Here is an 18,369-nt window from a genome sequence, read left to right as displayed (position 1 = left end):
TCGCCCCGAGTCTCGTTTTTTTTAGAACTTCATGCACAGAGCGACAGGCAGGTGAACAATTTGGAAATCAGGCGTCAAGGCTTAATCGTTTGGCTGCACTCCTTGAAGCAGGCGAAAATGCTCAGGAAATTCGGAAATGTTCATTACGTTTCAAAGCGGCTGAAATATGTAGTGGTTTATTGCAATATGGAAGATGCCGAAAGAATCATCGCTAAAATACGTTCGTACTCTTTTGTCAAACAGGTGGATCTTTCATACAAACCGTTCTTGAAAATGGAGTTTGAATCCAAGCAGGATAAAGCGAAAGAATACGACTATAAAGCCGGGCTCTAACTTGCTTTATTTTAAAAAAATCCCCGCAGAAATACCTCTGCGGGGTCCTTCTATTCCTTAAAAATCAAGGAGAAGGCAAAGGGAGAGGAGAAACCGGAGGAAGAACTTATGGGGAAACGTAAGTCTTCTCCGCGGTTGGCAACAACATCAATCGATGCTGTTGCTATTATTATCACCACTGAGCCTTTTTGCTATACATATGAATTTGTACTTTGGGTGTTTGTGCCAGAAAACACTTTATGATAAGATAGGAATGATTTTTTTCGAGTTTTAAGAAAAAGTGGTGGAAGTATGAGAGTGATTTCTGGGACGTATAAGGGACGTGCCTTAAAAGCGGTTCCCGGCACGTCGACAAGGCCGACGACTGATAAAGTAAAGGAATCCATCTTTAATATGATCGGCCCGTATTTTGAAGGCGGCACGGGTCTTGATCTGTACGCGGGAAGCGGCGGATTGGGGATTGAAGCGCTGTCGCGGGGGTTTGACCGCTTCATTTTTGTCGACCGTGATTTTAAAGCGATTCAAACCGTAAAAGGCAATTTGAAAACACTGGGCTTGGAAAAACGGGCCGAGGTATACAGGAATGACGCTGAACGGGCTCTCCATGCGCTGGTGAAAAGGGGCGCAAGCTTTGACGCCGTCTTTTTGGACCCGCCATATCGAGAACAAAAGCTGGAAGCGCTTTTATCGAAGATTGATGAAGCGGATATGCTGACTGACAGAGGTTTTATTGTAGCTGAGCATGGGAAGGAAGTTATCCTTCCGACCGAGGCGGGCGGACTTCAGCTTGCCCGTCAGGAAATATACGGCTTAACAGGCGTGACCATATACAGAAAGAGAGGGAATGGGGATGGCTAGCATTGCCGTTTGTCCCGGAAGTTTTGATCCGGTGACTTTTGGACATTTGGATATCATCAGGCGCGGGGCGAAAGTGTTTGACAAAGTGTATGTATGCGTCTTGAACAATTCTTCGAAAAAGCCGCTGTTTACGGTGGAAGAACGCTGTGGGCTGCTTCGCGAAGTGACGAAGGATATCCCGAATGTGCAAGTGGAATCTTTCCAGGGGCTATTGATTGATTATGCAAAGAGCAAGCAGGCGAACGTCATCCTGCGAGGGCTTAGAGCGGTATCTGACTTTGAATACGAGATGCAGGGAACCTCGATGAACAAAGTGCTTGATGAAAATATTGAAACGTTTTTTATGATGACGAATAACCAATACTCATTCCTTAGTTCAAGCATTGTCAAAGAAGTGGCAAAATATAAAGGTTCAGTCGCAGAACTCGTGCCGGAAGCGGTCGAGGCTGCACTTGAAAAAAAGTTTGCAAAAAATGAGCGGCCGTAACCGGCTGCTCATTTTTTAGCAGGGGCGTAAGATTTGGCATAAAGAATGCTGTAAATGAGAAGGGTGCCGATCGTAAGGAGCGGACCAATCTCTGCCAACGCGTTCCACATCTGCAGAAAGAAAGATTCCGTTTTCCCGGCCGTCAGAAAGGAGAAGGCCGGCTCCGTCGGAGAATAGAACGATGTATAAAGAGGCTTCCAAAGAATAAGAACAAAGATCGCTGCATAAATGCCCTGGAGGATGCGGGCGATAAAAAACGGCTTAAAGCGAATATCGGTTTCAGCAAGAATGCCTGCAACCTGCGCCTGAACGCAGAAGCCGCTGAAACCCAAAATAAAGCTGACAATCACCGCTTGCTGGAGAAGCGCCGCATCCGTAGCACTGACCAGTTTGCTGCCGAGCGTAATTTCAAACAATCCCGATAATAACGGTTTATCAAAATCACCGGGGAATTGAAGAGCAGTCAAAATCATTCGTGTGGCGTGCGAAAGAATGTCGGTGATGTGCATCACAGAAAGAATGTTATTAAAAACCGAAAAAAGAATGATGAAGCCGCCCACCATTAACAGCGTTTGGACAGAAGAGATGACAGCATCGCTCAAAAGTTTGCCGAGCGGCCGCTTTTCTTCAAGTCTTGCCTGATGGAGCGCTTTTAAGGCTTCTTTAATAGAAGGCAAAGGAAGCTTCTTTCGCACAGCGGTGCGGTTCTCTTCTTTTCTTCCGTAAGTACGCATCGTCAACCCGACTGCGAAATTGCCCAAATAATGGGCTGCCGCAAGCACGACGCCGAGAGAAGGATTATGGAAAAAGCCGACCGCAACGGCTCCGAAAATAAACAGCGGGTTAGATGAGTTGGTGAACGAAGCGAGCCGCTCTGCTTCGACCCGTGAAATCTGCCGCTCTTGTCTCAGCCTTGAAGTCAGTTTTGCACCGGCCGGATTTCCTGATGCCATTCCCATCGCAAGCACGAACCCTCCGACGCCGGGAACGCGGAACACCGGTCTCATGAAAGGCTCTAGCAGCAGCCCGACAAACCTGACGACACCAAATCCGATCAAGAGCTCTGATAAAATAAAAAAAGGCAAAAGGGAAGGGAATACGACCTCCCACCACATGGCAAGTCCACTTTTAGAAGCGTCAAATGATTCTTGCGGATGGGTGATGACGGCGGCTGTAAACGAAAGCAGCAAAACGGCAATCATAAGTGTCTTTACCTTTGACATGTCCATTTCTAACCCCCTTTGCGGCTGTGAATACACATTGGAAACAGGATCATGATAAAATAAACGAAAAGCTTGCCCGATTTGTGCGGAAGCCTTCTCCGTGAAACTTCTTTATCATTATACGAAGGCTGGTCCTCATTTTAGACCACCAGATTGCAGATCGGCGATACAAATGAACCGGAAGCTGCTTGAGACTTGCTGAAGCCCTTCTCCTTAATAAGCATCAATAGAAGGTATGGCATACATCTGTGAATTCATGCAGGCTGAAAATTTGGAACCGGACCGAAGATGTGAGCCGGTGAAAATAAAGATGGAGGGTTACATATACATGCTGAAAAAAAGAATTATACGCATCGCATTACTGATCGTTATCATCACGGCCGCGCTGTCATTTGTGAAGCTGCCTTATTACATCACAGAACCCGGCGAAGCGACTGAGCTGAAACCTTTAATTAAAGTTGATAACGGCTATCCTGAAAAAGGGAGCTTTTCTTTAATGACAGTGAAAGTCGGCTCTGCAAATCCGCTTACATACATGTGGGCAAAAGTGCGCCCTTATCACGAAATTCTTCCGGAAGAAAATTTCAAACAAGAAGGCGAATCTGATCAGGAATATATGAAGCGCCAGCTGCAAATGATGAGAGATTCCCAGGAAAATGCGATGATCGCCGCTTATAAGCGGGCCGGAAAAGAAGTCAGCTACACGTTTAACGGCGTATATGCCATGACGGTCGTCAGCGGCATGCCTGCAGAAGGAAAAATACAAGTCGGAGACAAAATTAAAAAAGCTGACGGAAAAACGTTCCGTTCAGCGGAGAGCTTCGTCCGCTACATCGAATCAAAAAAAGCCGGAGACCCCGTGAAAATCGTAGTTGAACGGGATAAAGAAGAAAAAACATATGAGATGAAGCTGAAAACATTTAAAGAAGATCCGAAGAGAGCCGGGCTTGGCGTATCCCTCATCACAGACCGCAATGTCAAGGTGAAGCCGGAGGTCGATATGGACATTGAAAACATCGGCGGTCCTTCGGCGGGGCTGATGATGTCAATGGAGATCTATAATCAGCTGACAAAAGAAGACGAGACGAAAGGACACCATATTGCGGGAACCGGAACGATCGATGACGAAGGCAAAGTCGGTCCGATCGGCGGCATCAGCCAGAAAGTCGTTGCCGCAGATAAGGCGGGAGCCGACATCTTTTTTGCTCCGAACGAAGGCGGAAAAAAAGGATCTAACTACGAAGAAGCGGTCAAAACGGCAAAAGATATTAAAACCGATATGAAAATCGTCCCTGTCGACACGATGGATGATGCGATTCATTATTTGGAAGATAAAGTGAAAACCGCCTGATGAGCAACATCAGGCGGTTTTATTTGCGCAAAAATATCCGGCTGTCTTCGTCATATCTGATCGGCGAAAGGGAATATTCCTGCTCTGTCAGCATCGTCCGCCCCGGCTCTTTGAGCGGGGCGCTGTATACTTGACCCGCTTTTATGTCGAGCTGAAGGGAAGGGTGGGAAAAAGATCCCGTCTTTGTAATAAGGGGTACGCTCAAGCTTTTTTTCTTTTCCGCTAAATAGGCCTGTCCTTTTTTTGTCATGCCGAGAAGTCTGATGTATGCCGGATACGGTTCGCTTAACATGCGCTTGACGTCGGCTTTCTTCGTTTTTGTGAGGATATGGGTGTTCATGCGCTGCAGCCTTGTCCATGTATAGCGCTTCGTTTTCAAAAGCTCCATGTATTCCTTAAATGAGCCTGCTTTTCGGATCGCTTTTTTGGCGCGGTGCTCAAGTCCTTCTTCCACTTCATAAATCCCTTTCAGCTCTTCTGTATCCATTGTATGGAGGCTGTATTTCAAAAAGGGGAAATAATCTTCGGGCGAGTGCCACATGCCGAAAGTCCGGGCGTATTCATCAAGCTCGTCGATCGATGGCTTTGGAAGGTAGAAGCGGCTGTTCGCGAGGCTTCCCATTTCAAAGATCGATTTGCGTATGCTTGTGGCGCTTGCGATTCGGTCCGCTTCCGGGAAGGCCGAATCGTGATAGCCCGAGGATCGGCGCTTGACGGTTTCAGGCTTCATGCTCAATTGCTTTTGCACGATGGCTTTCACATAATGGAATCCGAGTATGTTGTTCGGCTTTGAAAGGTCAACAATGTTTCTGCCGTCTCCGGTTACAGCCCGGAACGCCTTTGCCATCGCTTGCGGGTAGCTCAGCCCAAACGCTATTTGTTTTTTTGCTTCTTCGTTGAGCCCGTCTTCGTGCTCTATCGTATGTGCGGCTGTATTGAGAAACGCCTCAATATCGCCGTGCTCGCTTCCGAACAACAAAGAAGCACACCCTAACTCATTTAAAATCGCGACGGCGCCTTCAGCAAACGTTTCCGCTTTTTGAACGGCGAATATGTAAGGGAGTTCAACGACGACATCGGCATAAGATGCGAGCGCCATTTTCGTTCGCGCCCACTTTGAGACGATGGCGGGTTCGCCGCGCTGCAAAAAGGAGCCGCTCATAACGGCAACTGCCACTTCGCTCCGCGTTTCTGATTTTGCTTCCTTTATATGATATAAATGTCCGTTATGAAAAGGGTTGTATTCCACAACAAGGCCGACCGCTTTCATTTTTTCACCTCTCTTGCATCTCTTGAAATAGTTATGATACATTTACACATGGAATGTCCAGACGCCTCGCGAAAACAGCGTTTTTTCTAAGTGTATGAATTGTTGTTCACGATGTCAACGAATGAAAAGCGCAGGCGCATATCTGTAAAGAAAAAATATTGACAAAAAACATGATGAAAGCTATAATCATGTTTGTTGCTCACTCAGAGGTGATACAATGAAATGGACGATACATCAGCTGAATCAAATGCCGAAGAAAGACTTTGAATTTGATGAAACAGTTGATTTAAGCGAACTCTCTCAAAGCTCGGAAATACGCAGCATTTCACCGGTGCGGGTGAAGGGGCGCGCGGAATTCCGCTCAAAGCAGGCTGCATTTGATTTTACCATTTCAGGCGAGATGATCTTGCCTTGCTCAAGAACGCTTGTTGATGTTCGTTATCCATTCAGTATTTCTACAAAAGAACTGTTTATATTTCATAAGACCGAGGAATTGGAAGATGAAGACGTCCATATTGTTGAGGATGACCTCATCGACTTGACTCCGGTCGTGAAAGAAGAAATCCTTCTTGAGATCCCTATGCAAATCTTTTGTGAGTCTGTTCAAAAAGAAGAAGGTGCTCCGCAGGAGGGCAAGGATTGGCAGGTCATTACAGAAGATGACCGGAAAAACCGGATCGATCCGAGACTTGCCGGACTCGAGAAGCTCTTAAAACAAGATGATGAATCTTAACGCTCTTTAAGGAGGTGGGAATAATGGCTGTACCTTTTAGAAGAACTTCTAAAACGAAAAAAAGACTTCGTCGTACACACTTTAAATTGCAAGTGCCTGGTATGGTAGAATGCCCAAACTGTGGTGAGATGAAACTTTCACACCGCGTCTGCAAAGCATGTGGATCATACAAAGGAAAAGACGTAAAAAGCAACTAATCGTCAACAATGAAAAACACAAGACTTCAGGTCTTGTGTTTTTTTTATTCCCTTCATCCTTTTATTTCCTGTAAAGAAAATAGTCTATCTACTCTATCAGCCGCATATGTATGAGGTAAATTCATAAAGTCATGGAGGGGGATAACATTTGACGATTACAAGGCAGGATGCATGGACACAGGATGAAGATATATTGCTGGCTGAGGTTGTTTTAAGGCACATTCGGGAAGGCGGCACACAGCTTTCAGCCTTTGAAGAAGTGGGCAAGGCTTTAAGCAGAACGGCCGCTGCCTGCGGATTCCGCTGGAATTCCTTTGTCAGAAAGCAATACCAATCAGGTATTGAACTGGCAAAAAAGCAGCGTAAAGAGCTGCGCAAAAAAATAGGCGTCCATTCTGCGAATCTTCCTGGATCTGTCAAAACGGTTTCCGGGAGCAATGCGGAAAATCTGACGCTCGATGATGTTATTCAATACCTTGAAAAGCTGAAAGAAGCCCCTGTTCAAAAAGACTTTATAGATGAGAAGAAAAAGCTCGCTGAAGAAATCAATGAGCTGAAACAAGAAGTTGAAAAGCTGCGAAGCGAAAATCAATCGCTGAAAAAACGGCTTGAATTGACGGAAGAGGACTATAAAGCCTTGATTGAAATCATGGAGAGAGCCCGAAAAATGGTCGTTCTTCAGGAAGGCGAACGAAACAAAAAGGTGAAGCTCCAGCCGGAGCCGAATGAAAATCTCGAGCCACTTGAAAAATAGAAAACCGGCCATCCGCTTTCGGCCGGCTTTTTTCATTTAGGCTGATTCAGAACTTTGATTTGGTTCGCTCGCAGGATGCCAAACGAGCGGATTTTCCCCTTTATCCCGGGCCATATCGTATTTAACCGGTGTAAAGCCCATCTTGCTCCAAAAATCGGATGATTTGACACGCGGGCTTGTGCGAATCGGGAGTCCGAATGATTTGGCGAACTCCACCAGCATCGTACCGTAGCCGTTGCGCTGATACCCCGGCAAAACTTCAAGCTTCCAGAGCTCGAGGTAATCCTGGCCTTCTTCAAAGTATTGGTTGGTTTTTCCATCCGCTTTATACAGGCTCATTCTTGCGACGAGCCGATCCCCGTAATAGATGCCGTAAAAAGGTGAATTGCTGTCGTTTTCAATCATGTTGCTTTCAAGGTCCTCCAGCATGGAAAGCTCTTGAATCCCGTACTCCCTGAACTTTTTAAATTCTTCAAGCGTTTTGTAATTGATCAGCAAACGTTCGACTTTGACCATTATGTTACCCCCTTGTTTGTGGTCTACTTCTATTGTAAACGCTTTTTTCAAAAAATCCAAATGATAAAAATTTTCTAATATAATGAAGCGAAATGGTTCTGAATATTTGAAACAACTTACAAGTCAACGGCGAACATTTCTGCTATGATATACAGTATATGAAAAAATCAGGGTGTGAGCATGTGAAAATCGGAGTCATCGGAGGAGGCTCGGTCGGCCTCCTTTTTGCATACTATTTTTCATTCGGCCATGAAGTGACGGTGATCGCTCGGAGAAAGGAACAGGCTGAAGCGATTGAAGAAAAGGGAATCCGCCTTCTTGAAGACGAACAAGAGATGATCAGGAACGTCAGAGGCAGGACTGAACTTGATCCTGACTGCGATCTTCTTTTTGTTGCCGTAAAGGAGCATCAGCTCGGAGGCGTTCTGCCGGAACTGGAACAGGCCGCGCCTCGTGATATCATGTTCCTGCAAAATGGAATGGCCCATATTCCCGTGCTTGATAAATGGCAGACGGGCCACCGCATTTATACGGGATCTGTGGAACACGGCGCAGTCAGGGTGGATGACCGCACATTCCGGCACACGGGAAAAGGGGCCGTAAAATGGAGCGCGTTCCGAAGCCCATCCGCCTCCCGGCTGAAAAAAGAGCTCGCTTCAGTTCATGAAGCGTTCCCTTTTATTTGGTGCGAAGACTGGTATAAGACCCTCGCTGGAAAATTGATTGTCAATGCGTGCATCAATCCGCTGACGGCTCTTTTGCGGGTGGAAAACGGCGCACTGCTTGAAGAGCCGATGTATGAGGCCTATATGAAGCTCGTCTTTGAAGAAGCGAGCCGGATTTTGAAACTTGAAGACCGCCAAGCAGCATGGGACCATGTTCTTTCCGTTTGCCGCCGGACAAAAAGCAACACGTCTTCGATGCTTGCCGATGTGCTGGCCGGAAGAAAAACGGAAGCCGATGCGATCATGGGCTATTTGCTGAAGCGGGCAAAAGAGTCAGAGGAGTCTGCTCCGCACCTTACCTTTTTATATCGCAGTATCAAGGCGCTTGAAAACGAATGGAGCTAAATCTTTTGACCGAATCGCGGAACGTGCTATACTCGTTTCGGAAAGCTAACTATTTACTGGAGAAAGGAAGTTCTAAAGATGCAGCTTACTGAACTTTCCATACAAAGTCAAAACCCTTTTGTTCGAGACTATATAAATGGAAAAAAGGAGATAGAGCCGTTTTTCGATTACGGCCTGAGCAATGAAAGTTGGAGTGTCCGTTTGGATGACCTTTCCTCCCGGACGTATGACCGCGATGCTTTAGCTGACTATTTGCTCGACTATCACAGCAAATTTCAATCGGCAAGCATGAATGAAACAATCGAACGGCTTCGCGATCCGAAAAGCGTCGTCGTTGTCGGAGGGCAGCAGGCCGGCCTTTTAACAGGTCCTCTTTACACTATACATAAAATCGTATCGATCCTTGTATTTGCAAAGCAAAAAGAACAAGAGCTGAACGTTCCGGTCATTCCGGTATTCTGGGTTGCGGGGGAAGACCACGATCTGGAAGAAATCAATCACGTCTACATTTCTGACGGGGGCAAGGTGAAAAAGCACAAGCTCCCGCAGTCTCACTGGAAAAAAAGCCAGGCGTCAAAAACGGCGCTCGATGCCGAAAAAGCTGAAAAGTGGCTGGACGGGATTTTTGCCTCATTTGAAGAAACGGAGTATACGAATGATCTTCTCAGCCATTTGCGCCGATGTTTAAGGCAGTCTCTTTCCTTCACCGATTTTTTCGAATATCTTGTTGCCGGCATGTTTGAACAAGACGGACTGATCCTTCTGAATTCCGGCGACCCGGGCATCAGAGCCCTTGAAGCGCGTTTTTTCCGGCAGCTGCTGAACAGAAACGACGAGCTGACCGATTCTGTCAAACGGCAGCAGGAATTCATGCAACAACTGGGCTACACACCGATTATCGAAGGAGCCGCACAGCATGCGAACCTTTTTTATGAGCACGACGGCGAGCGCTTTTTAATCGAAAAAGAAAACGGGGCGTTTTTTATAAAAGAGCTTCACCTTCAGTGGTCTGAAGCAGAGCTTTGCGATTTGATCTGCCAAAAGCCGGAAGCGTTCAGCAATAATGTCGTAACAAGGCCGCTCATGCAGGAATACCTTCTTCCGACATTGGCGTTCATCGCCGGTCCCGGAGAGATCAATTATTGGGGCGAGCTGAAAGGCGCTTTTCAGGTTATGGGCTATAAAATGCCGCCTGTCATACCGAGGCTTCAGGTTACATTCCTTGAGCGGCACATCGAAAAAAAGCTGGGCGAGCGGGGAATCGAACTCCGTGAATCGATTGAAAAGGGAGCCCGCGCCAAAAAAGAGCAGTATTTTGAAGATAAGGTTCCGAGCGGTTTTACCGATTCGGTCAAACAGGCGAAAGAAAAAATCGAAAACATCCATTCCGCTGTGCGCGCTGAAGCCCTCGAAATCGATGGGAGCCTCGGCCCCCTTTTAGAAAAAAACTCAGGCTTCATTCAAGACCAGCTCGAATTTTTGGAGAAAACGGTTATTAAAAGGATTGAAGAAAGAGAAAACTACATTTTGCGTGATTTTGACAAAATTCAAACGAGCATCAAGCCTTTAGACGCTCCGCAGGAGAGAATTTGGAACATCGTGTATTATTTGAACAAATACGGTCCGAATTTCTTGGAAAAATACAAGGATTTGCCATATTCATTTCAAAACATGCATCAAGTTGTCAAACTTTGAAATAATTTTTTAAAAAACCCTGAGTAGTTCAGGGTTTTTTTTTGTTCTAAAACAGTGTAAAATAAATTTGTGGAGAGAAGTGGTGGATAGTGGTGAGTTGAGGAACGAAAGTGGGGGCCGAGATCATGTTTATGGGTGAATACCAGCATACGATTGATTCAAAAGGCCGCATGATCGTTCCGGCGAAATTCAGAGAAGGCCTCGGCGAGCAGTTCGTTCTGACGCGCGGGCTTGATCAGTGCCTGTTTGGCTACCCGATGTCCGAATGGAAACTCATCGAAGAAAAACTGAAGGCTCTTCCTCTTACGAAGAAAGATGCACGCGCTTTTACCCGCTTTTTTTTCTCCGGAGCCACCGAATGCGAATTGGACAAGCAGGGCCGGATCAACATTGCATCACCGCTTTTAAATTATGCAAAGCTTGAGAAGGAATGCGTGGTCATCGGAGTTTCAAATCGAATTGAATTGTGGAGCAAAGAGATTTGGGAACAATACGTAGAAGAGCAGGAAGATTCATTTGCCGAAATAGCTGAAAACATGATCGGATTTGATATATAATGAATCTTTGCGCATGCGGCGCTTCTGCAATCAGTTCATTTGAATAAAGGTGGGACTAGTAAAGAAATGTTTGAGCATACAACAGTATTATTAAAAGAAACAGTTGACGGTTTAAATGTAAAAGAAGACGGTACATATGTAGACTGTACATTAGGCGGTGCCGGTCACAGCGAATATTTGCTTTCACAGCTGTCTGAAAAAGGAAAGCTGGTCGCTTTTGACCAGGATGAAACCGCACTCCGCCACGCGAAGGAAAAACTGGCGGATCATGAAGGACAAGTCGTTTTCATAAAAAGCAATTTTCGGTATTTAAAAGACCGTCTAAACGAAATCGGCATCACGAAAGTGGACGGTGTTTTATTTGATTTAGGCGTCTCATCTCCTCAGCTGGATACACCTGAAAGGGGCTTCAGCTATCATCATGATGCACCTCTTGATATGCGAATGGACCTGTCGGCGGGCCTTTCGGCAAAGGAAGTCATCAATGAATGGCCTTATGAGGATCTCGTGAAAATCTTCTTTAAATACGGAGAAGAGAAGTTCAGCAAGCAAATCGCCAGGAAAATCGAAAAAGCAAGAGAACAATCGGCTATTGAAACAACAGGCCAGCTTGTCGATATCATCAAAGAGGCGATTCCCGCACCGGCAAGAAGAAGCGGCGGGCATCCGGCTAAACGGATCTTCCAGGCGATTCGAATTGCGGTAAACGATGAATTGAGAGTGTTTGAAGAAGCGCTTTTACAGGCGATTGAGGTACTGAAGCCGGGCGGAAGGGTATCGGTCATCACGTTCCACTCGCTGGAAGACCGGATCTGCAAATCGACATTTAAAGAGATGTCATCGCCTCCTGAACTGCCTCACGGACTGCCCGTGATCCCCAAGGAGTTTGAACCGAAATTAAAGTTAGTCAACAGAAAGCCGATCACAGCTTCTGAAGAGGAGCTTGAACACAATAACCGTGCGCGCTCAGCGAAGCTGCGCATCGCGGAAAAAGCACGAGAGTGAGCTGTACGAATTAAAAGGAGGTCATCAGTCTATGAGCAATTTGGCTTATAAAGTAGAAAAACAGCAACGACAGACAAACAGTGCAGAACAATCCGTTATCATCCGGAGAAGAGCATCGATAACGCTTGGGGAAAAGGTACTGATTGTGCTTTTTGCCCTGGCTGTACTCAGCGCTTCACTTTTTATGATTTCAAAGGCTTTTGCCGCGTATCAGACCAATATTGAAATTCAAAAGCTCGAAAAGAAGGTTGAAACGGAAAGCAGCAGAGTTGGTGACCTCGAAAAAGAAGCCGATATGCTGAAAGAGCCGGACCGTATCATGGACATCGCCCGGAAAAAAGGCCTTAAATTAGGTGATAAAAAAGTGAAAGACATACAGGAATGATGCACAATGCCGAAAAAAAATAAATTCATGAACAGAGGAGCGGCAATACTCAGTATTTGTTTTGCCCTCTTTTTCTTTGTTATCGTAGGACGATTTGCGTTTATTCAAGCGACGGGAAAAGTGAACGGCGAAGTTCTTGCACAGAAGGCGAACGAACAGTATGAGAAAAAGCGGACGATCGAAGCCCACCGGGGATCGATCCTTGACCGGAACGGAAAAGTGCTTGCCGAAGACACTTCGACATACAAGCTCGTCGCGATTATGAGCAAAAAGATGGAACCTCAATACGTGAAAAACAAGCAGCTGACGGCTGAGAAGCTTGCGCCGATTCTCGGTATGGATGAGGGGAAAGTGCTCGATATTCTCAATAAAAAAGGAGCGTTTCAGGTTGAATTCGGATCGGCGGGGCGGGATTTGACATATGCCCAAAAAGAAAAAATCGAAAAGCTGAAGCTGCCTGGCATCGTGTTCACCCGCGATACGAAGCGCTACTATCCAAACGGAATCTTCGCTTCCAATCTCATCGGCTATTCGCAGATCAACGCAAAAACAGGTGAAATGCAAGGCATGATGGGCCTTGAAAAAACGCTCAACGATTATTTGAAAGAAACGGACGGATACATGACGTACGACACCGACAGAACGGGCTGGCGCCTGCCGAACAGCAACGAAAATATTAAAGCGCCAAACAACGGAGACAACGTGTATTTGACGATCGATCAAAAAATCCAGGCGTTTTTGGAAGACAGCATGACGACCGTCCAAAAAGAATACAAGCCGAAGAAGATTATGGCGGCGGTCGTTGATCCGAAAACGGGCAAAGTGCTCGCGATGGGGCAAAGGCCGAGCTTCAACCCGAACGTGCGCGATGTCACGAACTATTACAACGACCTTGTCTCCTACAGCTTTGAGCCAGGCTCGACGATGAAGATTTTCACATTGGCGGCAGCCATCCAAGAAGGCGTATATAATGGAGGAGAACAATACAAGTCTGGATCATATTCGGTGTCTAAAAAAGATAAGCCGATTAAAGACCATAATGGCGGCAACGGCTGGGGCCCGATCACATTTAATGAAGGTGTTGAACGCTCCTCAAACGTCGCGTTTGCGATCCTTGCCAATGATAAACTCGGCACAGACCGCTTCAATCAATATTTGCGGAAGTTCCATTTTTACGACAAAACGGGCATCGACCTGCCTGGAGAAGCGAACAGCAAAATCAATTTTGAATATTTGCGTGATAAAGTATCAACTGCCTTTGGTCAAAGTTCAGCGGTCACGCCGATCCAGCAGCTTCAGGCCGCGACAGCGATCGCGAATAACGGAAAAATGATGAAGCCTTATGTCATCGATCATGTCGTTGATTCTGACAAAAACAAAACGATTTATCAATATAAACCGGAAAAAGTCGGACAGCCGATCTCTGCCAAAACGGCAAAAGAAGTGCGCGACCTGTTGGGAAAAGTCGTCACATCTGATAAAGGGACGGGGAAGCCGTACAAGATCGAAGGATTTGATGTCGCCGGAAAAACCGGTACGGCGCAAATTGCCGGAGAAGACGGCAGATATTTGACCGGCCGCGAAAACTACGTGTTCTCCTTCATGGGCATGGCGCCGAAGGACGATCCGCAGCTTCTCGTTTATGTAGCCGTACAGCAGCCGCAATTAAAGGCTACGGAAACAGGTTCTGCTCCGGTATCAAAAATTTTCAATCCGGTGATGAAAAACAGTCTTCACTATTTAAATATCACACCGACAGAGACCAAAAAAGAAGAAAAGCAGGAAGAAAAACAGCTGGAAATGCCTGATTTCACCGGCAAACGAGCCAAATCCGCCGAAAAAGAGGCGCAAAACAGCAGCCTTGTTCCGGTTACGATCGGCGATGGCTTGGCTGTGAAAGAACAGTACCCGAAAGCGGGAGAAGCCGTCCTGCCGAATCAGAGGGTCTTCCTGAAGGCCGACGGGAAAATCACACTGCCTGATATGACGGGCTGGTCAAAGCGTGACGCTCTCCGCTTCGGCGCCATGGCAGGCATTCATATCGAAACGAGCGGCCAGGGTTATGTGAAAAGCCAAAATGTAAAAGCAGGCAAAGAATTAAAAGCCAACTCGGTCGTAAAAGTCAGATTGAAAAACGAATAGATCCCGTCTAAAAGGCTATCGGCTCAGAGTCGATAGCCTTCCGTTTGGGCGCGGCGCCTCCTGAGCATATAAAAATAAGGGCCGTTCTATCAAAACGCTCCAAGGCATAAAATGAAACAAGCCTAAATAAGGAGTGAACGGTCTCTTGCGCGTTTCCAATGTAACGGTCAGAAAACGTTTAATATTCGTTCTGCTTTTTGGTGTGATCATCTTTTTGATTATTGATACAAGGCTCGGATACGTTCAGTTCGTTCTGGGGGATAAACTGACGACATTAGCTAAAGATTCGTGGAGCCGGAACCTTCCTTTTGAGCCGGAAAGGGGCGAAATATTGGACAGGAACGGCGTCAAGCTGGCGACAAACCAAAGCGCGCCATCGGTTTTGGTTGTACCGAGGCAGGTTGAAAATCCGATCAAAACGAGCAAACTGCTGGCCAGCGTGTTGAATATGTCGGAAGAAAAAGCGTACAAACATGTCACGAAAAAAACGTCAATTGAAAGGATTAATCCCGAGGGCCGGAAAATTTCCCATGAGAAAGCAAAAGAAGTCAGAGATCTCAACTTGAAAGGCGTATACATTGCAGAAGATTCGATCCGCCATTACCCGTTCGGCAGCTATCTGTCCCATGTGCTCGGATTCGCGGGCATTGACAACCAGGGTCTGCTTGGCCTCGAAGCTTTTTATGACAAAGAGTTGAAAGGTGAAAAGGGCTATGTGAAATTTTATTCTGATGCAAAAGGCAAGAGGATGCCGGGGGAGGCGGATGACTATACACCGCCGAAAGACGGGCTTGATATGAAGCTGACGATTGATTCAAAGGTGCAGACGATTATGGAGCGGGAGTTTGATATCGCAGAAGCGAAGTATAACCCGGACGGAATGGTCGGTGTTGCGATGAACCCGAAAAACGGGGAGATATTGGCGATGGTCAGCCGGCCGGACTTTGACCCCGCAAACTACAAATCAATCGATCCTAAAGTCTATAATCGGAACTTGCCTGTATGGAGCACATATGAGCCCGGTTCGACTTTTAAAATCATCACGCTTGCCGCAGCTTTGGAAGAGAACAAAGTCAACCTCCAAAAAGATCACTTCTATGATAAGGGTTCCGTTGAAGTGGACGGCGCAAGGCTGAAATGCTGGAAGCGCGGCGGACACGGCGCACAATCGTTTCTTGAAGTCGTCCAAAATTCGTGCAACCCGGGATTTGTTGAGCTTGGTCAGCGGCTCGGCAAAGAAAAACTGTTCAGCTACATTAAAAATTTCGGCTTCGGACAAAAAACCGGGATCGATCTACAAGGCGAAGGAACGGGCATCTTATTCCCGCTTGACCGCGTCGGTCCTGTAGAGCAGGCGACAACCGCTTTCGGCCAGGGGGTATCGGTGACACCGATCCAGCAGGTCGCAGCTGTTTCTGCAGCTGTCAACGGCGGAACGCTGTATACGCCGTATATTGCCAAAGAGTGGATTGATCCCGTAACAAAACAAACAGTGAAAAAACAGACGCCGATCGCCAAAAGAAAAGTGATTTCTGAAGAGGCATCGAAACAGATCCGGTACGCGCTGGAGAGCGTTGTCGCCCAGGGGACGGGGCGGAACGCTTTTGTCGACGGCTACCGGGTGGGCGGCAAAACCGGTACGGCGCAAAAAGTCAAGGACGGGAAATATTTAAAAAACAATCACATCGTCTCGTTTATCGGAACGGCTCCTTCAGATGATCCGAGCATCGTCGTTTACGTCGCCGTCGACAATCCGAAAGGCACGATTCAATTCGGGGGTACAGTTGCAGCGCCGATCGTCGGAAACATCATGAGAGACAGCCTTCCACAGCTCGGCGTTAAGAAGCGGAAAGATCAGATTGAACGCAAATATCAATGGCTGGACAAAAAGCTGATCGAGGTCCCGAACCTTATAGGGCTTTCCGTGACAGAGCTTGAACCATTGCTGATCAACCTCAGGCTGAAAGCTTCCGGAAAAGGCGATGTCGTCGTTCAGCAGTCCCCTAAGCCGGGCGAAAAAGTAAAAGAAGGATCGACCATTCGCATTTACCTTGACAATAAAGACGGAGCCTCTGATTAATTCGGATCATGATAAGGAGCGGCAACCGGCTGATGTCCGGGGGCCGTTCCTCCTAAAAAATATATAGATTTTAAAGGATTAGCTGGATGTATCCTCTTTTTTACGCTAAAATATGAACTGTATGTCTGCATGCAGCTCGTGCGGTTAATCAACGCAGGAACATATGACAACGAATGAAGAATGATTAGACTTGAGAGGTTTGATACGATGAAATTAACAAAGCTTCTTACATATTTAAAAAATGCACCTTCCTATGCCGGCCAAGAAGACCCTGATATAACTTCAATTGAGATGGACTCCAGGGAAGTCAAGACAGGGAGTCTTTTTGTTTGTATAAAAGGCTATACAGTCGACGGGCATGACTACGCCCGGCAAGCCGCTGAAAAAGGGGCTGCCGCTATCGTGGCGGAAAGGGAAGTTGACGCCGATGTGCCGGTGATCATCGTCCGCCATACGAAGAGAGCGCTTGCCGTGCTGTCGGACGCCTTTTACGGACAGCCGACGAAGCAGCTGAAGCTGATCGGCATTACAGGCACAAACGGCAAGACATCGACTTCTCACATGGTGGAGGAGATCTTTAGAAAAGCCGGGAGCCGCACAGGACTGATCGGCACGATGTACACGAAAATCCATGACGAAACGTTCGATGCAAAAAATACGACGCCGGAAAGCGTCACACTTCAAAAAACGTTTAGAAAAATGGTTGATCAGGATGTGGATACAGCCGTCATGGAAGTGTCTTCACACGCTCTCCACATGGGCCGGGTCCACGGGTGTGATTACGATATCGCCGCATTTACGAACCTGACTCAGGACCACCTTGACTACCACCGGACAATGGAAGAATATAAACATGCGAAAAGTCTGCTTTTCTCTCAGCTCGGCGGATCTTTTAACCACGATACACCGAAGTGGGCCGTGCTGAATGCGGATGACCCTGCTTCAGCGTATTTCGCCCAAGTGACGTCAGCACACCTTTTGACATACGGAATTCAAAACGATGCCGATGTCATGGCTGAAAATATCAAAATGGCTCCGAAAGGGACAACCTTTGATCTGGTGACGCCCAAAGGTACTGCACAAGTAACGATTCCGCTTGTCGGCCTCTTTAACGTCTACAATGTTTTAACGGCCGCGGGGATCGCACTAGCAGCGGATATCCCGTTTGCCACGATCACAGAAGGAATTGAAGGGCTGAAAGGCGTCAGAGGAAGATTTGAGCTTGTGGACGCCGGCCAGGACTTTCCGGTAATCGTCGACTATGCCCATACTCCTGACAGCCTCGAAAATGTCTTGAACACGTGCAGAGGCTTAACGGAAGGAAAGCTGTTTGTCGTCGTCGGCTGCGGAGGGGACCGCGATAAGACGAAGCGTCCGAAAATGGCGAAAATTGCCGTTGACCTTGCCGATGAACCGGTCTTTACAGCCGATAATCCGAGAAGCGAAGACCCGCTCGCCATTTTAAACGATATGGAGGAAGGCGTAAAAGGGGCTTACTATCACAGCATCGTCAACCGTGAGCAGGCGATCTTTTTTGCCATTGCAAACGCCAAAAAAGGCGATGTCGTCCTGATCGCAGGCAAAGGCCATGAAACCTATCAGCAGATCGGCGGTCAAACCTTTGATTTTGATGATGCTGAGGTGGCCAAAAGAGCCATTCTTGAGCTGAAATAACCGAAAAAGAACTACAGGAAAGAGTTGTTGAAATGATGG

General features: G+C 47.0%; 19 protein-coding genes. 16 read left to right on the top strand and 3 right to left on the bottom strand.

Going from position 1 to position 18,369, the window contains the following annotated elements; translation table 11 throughout:
• Positions 1 to 60 precede the first annotated feature (60 nt).
• From ACH97_RS08380 to coaD, 4 genes are all read left to right on the top strand, one after another.
• Entirely contained in the window at positions 61 to 333 is a 273-nt protein-coding gene (locus ACH97_RS08380; protein WP_009328559.1) for a YlbG family protein, read from the top strand.
• Between the two features lie 108 nt (positions 334 to 441).
• Positions 442 to 576, top strand: coding sequence for a hypothetical protein (locus tag ACH97_RS24200; protein WP_256163752.1), 135 nt, complete (start codon positions 442 to 444; stop codon positions 574 to 576).
• 48 nt (positions 577 to 624) lie between these two features.
• A complete protein-coding gene (rsmD, locus tag ACH97_RS08375) occupies positions 625 to 1,191 on the top strand; it encodes a 16S rRNA (guanine(966)-N(2))-methyltransferase RsmD (protein ID WP_020451284.1) in 567 nt (188 codons plus the stop codon).
• Positions 1,184 to 1,678 carry a pantetheine-phosphate adenylyltransferase gene (gene coaD / locus ACH97_RS08370; protein ID WP_020451285.1) on the top strand — a complete coding sequence of 165 codons (495 nt, stop codon included), beginning with the start codon at positions 1,184 to 1,186 and terminating at the stop codon, positions 1,676 to 1,678. The genes rsmD and coaD overlap by 8 nt, the downstream gene beginning before the upstream one ends.
• 8 nt (positions 1,679 to 1,686) lie before the next feature.
• On the opposite strand, the gene ylbJ is transcribed toward coaD, so the two are convergent.
• On the bottom strand, positions 1,687 to 2,907 hold the full coding sequence (ylbJ, locus tag ACH97_RS08365) for a sporulation integral membrane protein YlbJ (RefSeq protein WP_020451286.1): 1,221 nt from the start codon (positions 2,905 to 2,907) through the stop codon (positions 1,687 to 1,689).
• A gap of 322 nt (positions 2,908 to 3,229) precedes the next feature.
• Here ylbJ and ACH97_RS08360 point away from each other — a divergent pair, with 322 nt between their 5' ends.
• On the top strand, positions 3,230 to 4,252 hold the full coding sequence (locus ACH97_RS08360; RefSeq protein WP_048350116.1) for a SepM family pheromone-processing serine protease: 1,023 nt from the start codon (positions 3,230 to 3,232) through the stop codon (positions 4,250 to 4,252).
• A gap of 19 nt (positions 4,253 to 4,271) precedes the next feature.
• Here the strand turns inward: ACH97_RS08360 and ACH97_RS08355 are convergent, their stop codons facing one another.
• Positions 4,272 to 5,522, bottom strand: coding sequence for a nucleotidyltransferase (locus ACH97_RS08355; protein ID WP_020451288.1), 1,251 nt, complete (start codon positions 5,520 to 5,522; stop codon positions 4,272 to 4,274).
• A 217-nt stretch (positions 5,523 to 5,739) separates the two neighbouring features.
• On the opposite strand from ACH97_RS08355, the gene ACH97_RS08350 reads away from it, so the two are divergent.
• The 3 genes from ACH97_RS08350 to gerR all read left to right on the top strand — a co-directional run bounded on the left by ACH97_RS08350 (position 5,740) and on the right by gerR (position 7,206).
• The gene (locus ACH97_RS08350) at positions 5,740 to 6,255 is read left to right on the top strand and encodes a YceD family protein (protein ID WP_020451289.1); all 516 of its coding nucleotides are present in this window, start codon (positions 5,740 to 5,742) and stop codon (positions 6,253 to 6,255) included.
• Between the two features lie 23 nt (positions 6,256 to 6,278).
• On the top strand, positions 6,279 to 6,452 hold the full coding sequence (rpmF, locus tag ACH97_RS22795; RefSeq protein WP_003181522.1) for a 50S ribosomal protein L32: 174 nt from the start codon (positions 6,279 to 6,281) through the stop codon (positions 6,450 to 6,452).
• Positions 6,453 to 6,600: 148 nt separating this feature from the next.
• Positions 6,601 to 7,206 carry a sporulation-specific transcriptional regulator GerR gene (gene gerR, locus ACH97_RS08345; protein ID WP_020451290.1) on the top strand — a complete coding sequence of 202 codons (606 nt, stop codon included), beginning with the start codon at positions 6,601 to 6,603 and terminating at the stop codon, positions 7,204 to 7,206.
• Positions 7,207 to 7,242: 36 nt separating this feature from the next.
• Here gerR and ACH97_RS08340 read toward each other — a convergent pair whose 3' ends face one another.
• Entirely contained in the window at positions 7,243 to 7,722 is a 480-nt protein-coding gene (locus ACH97_RS08340) for an N-acetyltransferase (protein WP_020451291.1), read from the bottom strand.
• 182 nt (positions 7,723 to 7,904) lie between these two features.
• Between ACH97_RS08340 and ACH97_RS08335 the strand changes: the two genes are divergently transcribed.
• The 8 genes from ACH97_RS08335 to ACH97_RS08300 all read left to right on the top strand — a co-directional run bounded on the left by ACH97_RS08335 (position 7,905) and on the right by ACH97_RS08300 (position 18,330).
• Positions 7,905 to 8,792 carry a 2-dehydropantoate 2-reductase gene (locus ACH97_RS08335; protein ID WP_026579764.1) on the top strand — a complete coding sequence of 296 codons (888 nt, stop codon included), beginning with the start codon at positions 7,905 to 7,907 and terminating at the stop codon, positions 8,790 to 8,792.
• A 78-nt stretch (positions 8,793 to 8,870) separates the two neighbouring features.
• Positions 8,871 to 10,487, top strand: a complete 1,617-nt coding sequence (gene bshC / locus ACH97_RS08330; protein ID WP_020451293.1) for a bacillithiol biosynthesis cysteine-adding enzyme BshC — start codon at positions 8,871 to 8,873, stop codon at positions 10,485 to 10,487.
• 125 nt (positions 10,488 to 10,612) lie between these two features.
• Complete coding sequence (gene mraZ / locus ACH97_RS08325; protein WP_009328555.1) at positions 10,613 to 11,044, top strand: division/cell wall cluster transcriptional repressor MraZ; 432 nt, start codon at positions 10,613 to 10,615, stop codon at positions 11,042 to 11,044.
• 66 nt (positions 11,045 to 11,110) lie between these two features.
• Positions 11,111 to 12,049 carry a 16S rRNA (cytosine(1402)-N(4))-methyltransferase RsmH gene (gene rsmH / locus ACH97_RS08320; protein WP_020451294.1) on the top strand — a complete coding sequence of 313 codons (939 nt, stop codon included), beginning with the start codon at positions 11,111 to 11,113 and terminating at the stop codon, positions 12,047 to 12,049.
• Between the two features lie 31 nt (positions 12,050 to 12,080).
• On the top strand, positions 12,081 to 12,434 hold the full coding sequence (gene ftsL, locus ACH97_RS08315; RefSeq protein WP_020451295.1) for a cell division protein FtsL: 354 nt from the start codon (positions 12,081 to 12,083) through the stop codon (positions 12,432 to 12,434).
• 6 nt (positions 12,435 to 12,440) lie between these two features.
• Positions 12,441 to 14,576, top strand: coding sequence for a penicillin-binding protein (locus ACH97_RS08310; RefSeq protein ID WP_057957828.1), 2,136 nt, complete (start codon positions 12,441 to 12,443; stop codon positions 14,574 to 14,576).
• 145 nt (positions 14,577 to 14,721) lie between these two features.
• Positions 14,722 to 16,656, top strand: coding sequence for a stage V sporulation protein D (locus ACH97_RS08305; protein ID WP_020451297.1), 1,935 nt, complete (start codon positions 14,722 to 14,724; stop codon positions 16,654 to 16,656).
• A gap of 207 nt (positions 16,657 to 16,863) precedes the next feature.
• Positions 16,864 to 18,330, top strand: a complete 1,467-nt coding sequence (locus ACH97_RS08300) for a UDP-N-acetylmuramoyl-L-alanyl-D-glutamate--2,6-diaminopimelate ligase (RefSeq protein WP_020451298.1) — start codon at positions 16,864 to 16,866, stop codon at positions 18,328 to 18,330.
• Positions 18,331 to 18,369: the final 39 nt, after the last annotated feature.

Source organism: Bacillus paralicheniformis (assembly GCF_001042485.2).
Taxonomy (GTDB): domain Bacteria; phylum Bacillota; class Bacilli; order Bacillales; family Bacillaceae; genus Bacillus; species Bacillus paralicheniformis.
Note: the sequence above shows the minus strand (reverse complement) of the source record. Positions and strands in the feature narration are given on the sequence as shown.